This is a genomic window from Clostridia bacterium, assembly GCA_017438525.1.
Taxonomy (GTDB): Bacteria; Bacillota; Clostridia; order Oscillospirales; family RGIG8002; genus RGIG8002.
Genome location: JAFRVI010000041.1, coordinates 1 through 3079, shown reverse-complemented (window position 1 = coordinate 3079; position 3079 = coordinate 1). Strand labels below are relative to the sequence as shown.

Annotated in this window: 2 protein-coding genes; both read right to left on the bottom strand. The window is 59.8% G+C overall.

What is annotated here, in order from left to right:
* Window positions 1-583: 583 nt before the first annotated feature.
* Window positions 584-2011 carry a uracil-xanthine permease gene (locus tag IJL83_04060; GenBank protein MBQ6552771.1) on the bottom strand — a complete coding sequence of 476 codons (1428 nt, stop codon included), beginning with the start codon at window positions 2009-2011 and terminating at the stop codon, window positions 584-586.
* Window positions 2012-2272: 261 nt separating this feature from the next.
* Window positions 2273-2809 carry a bifunctional pyr operon transcriptional regulator/uracil phosphoribosyltransferase PyrR gene (gene pyrR / locus IJL83_04055; protein MBQ6552770.1) on the bottom strand — a complete coding sequence of 179 codons (537 nt, stop codon included), beginning with the start codon at window positions 2807-2809 and terminating at the stop codon, window positions 2273-2275.
* Window positions 2810-3079: the final 270 nt, after the last annotated feature.

Genomic DNA, 3079 nt, shown 5'->3' with positions numbered 1-3079 from the left:
GCGCAGCGTCAATATCACTGCGGCGAAGCCGCAATATCACTATCGCGGAGCGATAATATCACTGACGCGAAGCGTCAATATCACTGCGAACGCCTTGCGTTCGCCCGGGGGATTCCTCGCCCTGCGGGCTCGGAATGACAGAACACGCTGCGCGGCCGGCAGGTCTGTCATCCTGAGCGGAGGCGAAGCCGGAGCCGAAGGATCTTAAAGACGAGGTAGTGTCAATAATTAAAGTGTGTATTCGGAGCAGTCGGTAACGCTCATATTCCGAATACACACTTTTCCTTTTACAATGCCGTTACCTTCAGGATCCTCCGACTGCGCGGCGTTCCGCCGCTCCGCTCAGGATGACGGCGGGCGAGGTTGCTGCGTGAATGCGCGGACGAGCAATGCTCGTCCCTACAGAGCGCCGCTTGCGGCGGTGGTGATATTGCGCCGTTCGGCGCAGTGGTATTGCCGCCTTTGTCGGCAGTGGTATTATGCTTCGCACAGTGGTATTGCCGCTTCGCGGCAGATATAAAAAAAGGACGCCCGCGGGCGTCCTTTTTTTATTCTGTTTAACGTTTACTCTTCCGGTTGAAAATTACTCTTCGATATTCTCTTCGACCTTTTCCTCGAGCTCGGGAGCGTTGTTCGTTCTCTTGCTGACGAGGAGGTTGGTGATGATGCCGAGGATCAGCGCGCAGGCGATGGCGGTGAGGGTGACCTTGCCGAAGGTGATCGAGAGGCCGCCGATGCCGCAGATGAGGATGACCGCGACGGTGAAGAGGTTGCCGTTCTGGTTCAGGTCCACCTTCTGGATCATCTTAAGTCCGCTGACCGCGATGAATCCGTAGAGCGTGATGCAGACGCCGCCCATTACGCAGTTCGGAATGGAGGCGAGGAAGGTCACGAACGGTCCGAAGAAGCTGATGACCAGGCACATGATCGCCGTGGTGAAGATGGTGACGATGGAGGCGTTGCCGCTGATCGCGACGCAGCCGACGGATTCGCCGTAGGTGGTGTTCGGGCAGCCGCCGAAGAAGGCGCCCGCGATGGAGCCGACGCCGTCGCCGAGGAGCGTTCTGTGGAGGCCGGGATTCTCAAGCAGGTCGCTGCCGATAACGGAGGACAGGTTCTTGTGGTCCGCGATGTGCTCCGCGAAGACGACGAACGCGACGGGGATGTACGCGACCGCTACGGTGGCGATGTAGCTGCCGTCGATCTGCTTCAGACCTTCGGCGGCAGAAAGGAATGTGAAATCCGGAACCGCGAAGATGGTCATATCCTTGAACGCGTCAAAGTTGATGACTTTCAGCAGGTCGTTGCCGGTGGCGTTGCCGATGAGGGTGAAGATCGTGGCGGCGATGTAGCCGGCGACGATGCCGATGATGAAGGGGATGAGCTTGCCCATCTTCTTGCCGTAGACCGAGCAGAGCACGACGGTGAAGAGGGTGATCAGTCCGCAGAGGATGCAGATGTAAACGCTGGAGTGGGATATGAACTGAGAAGATTTGTCAATCACTTCGCCTCCGAGCGTCGTGATCTTTTCGGCATAGTGACCGACCTTGCCGACCTGCAGGTCACCGACGGCATTGACCGCCAGTGAAAGGCCGATTATCGAAACGGTGGGACCGATGACGACCGCGGGCATAATCTTGTTGATCCACTTGACGCCCGCGAACTTGACTACCAGAGCGATGACGACGTAGACGAGACCGGCGAAGGCCGCGCCGATGATGAGACCGGCGTAGCCGGCGGCCGCGGAAGCCGCTCCGCCGAAGGCCGCGAACATCGAGCCGATGAACGCGAAGGAGCTGCCCAGGAAGACGGGGCTGCGGAACTTGGTGAAGCAAAGGTACACGAGAGTGCCGATGCCCGCGCCGAACAGCGCCGCGGACTGGGACATGCCGTTGCCGATGATTGCCGGAACGGCGATGGTGGCGGCGAGTATCGCCAGCACCTGCTGCAGCGCGAAGATCAGCGTTTTGCCGAACCCGGGCTTGTCTTTGACTTGGTAGGTCAGATTCATAGTTTTTCCTCCGTTTTTTGATTTTTGGTTTTTCTATATCACGCGGTCGGACCGCAAAGATATACGATGCGTTTGGGAGCTCCCTCAGACGAGGGAGCTGTCGAGGGCGGCGGTACGCCGTCCGAGACTGAGGGAGTGAAAGGCGTCGTCTCAAACGCAACCGCCGCGATAGAGGCGGGGGTTTTCCCTCCCTCCGTCGCTCGCGGGCTGACGCCCGTTCGCGCCACCTCCCTCATCTGAGGGAGGTTCCCGACCGGCCGCTTATCTCTCCAGCAGCTTCACGCAGGTCTCGCCGTCGGTCTCGCGGAGGCGGACGGTGATTACCTCCGCCTGCGAGGTCGGGACGTTCTTGCCGACGAAGTCGGGGCGTATCGGCAGCTCGCGGTGGCCGCGGTCTATCAGCTCGAAAAGCTGTATCCGCGCCGGACGGCCGGCGTCCATGACCGCGTCCATCGCCGCGCGTATCGTGCGGCCGGTGTAGATGACGTCGTCGCAGAGGACGACCGTCTTATTCTCCACAGAGAAGGGTATCTGCGGATCGCGCACTATGGGCGAATCCGCGACTCTCGTCAGGTCGTCGCGGTAGAGGGTGATGTCCAGCGTGCCGACGGCGGGAGTCACGCCGGTTATCTGCGCGATGTTCAGCGCGATACGCTCCGCGAGCGGCACGCCGCGCGTCTTTATCCCGATAAGGCAGACGGACTTGATATCCGCGTTCTTCTCGGCGATCTGGTGCGCGACGCGCATCAGCGCGCGTTCGATCGAGATCGCGTCGAGAAGTATCGCCTTTTCACGCATAAGAAAAACCTCCCTGCCGGCCGGCGGAGAGGTTGCGTTCAAACATACGTAACCGCTGCGTCTTGCCGGCGTCTCTGCACCCGCTTAAAGAAGCATCGTTTGTGTTCGTTTTATGGAGCTTGCGCTCGTTTCGGGATAAGTATATCACCGCCGCCGCGCGTTGTCAAGCATTTTTTGGCGGAAAATGTAAAAAAAACGGCGGCGCGTCCGGGGCGCGAGGGTGATTTATCGCCCGAAGCGCATATCGGGCACCGCAATCGCAGCCGTGCG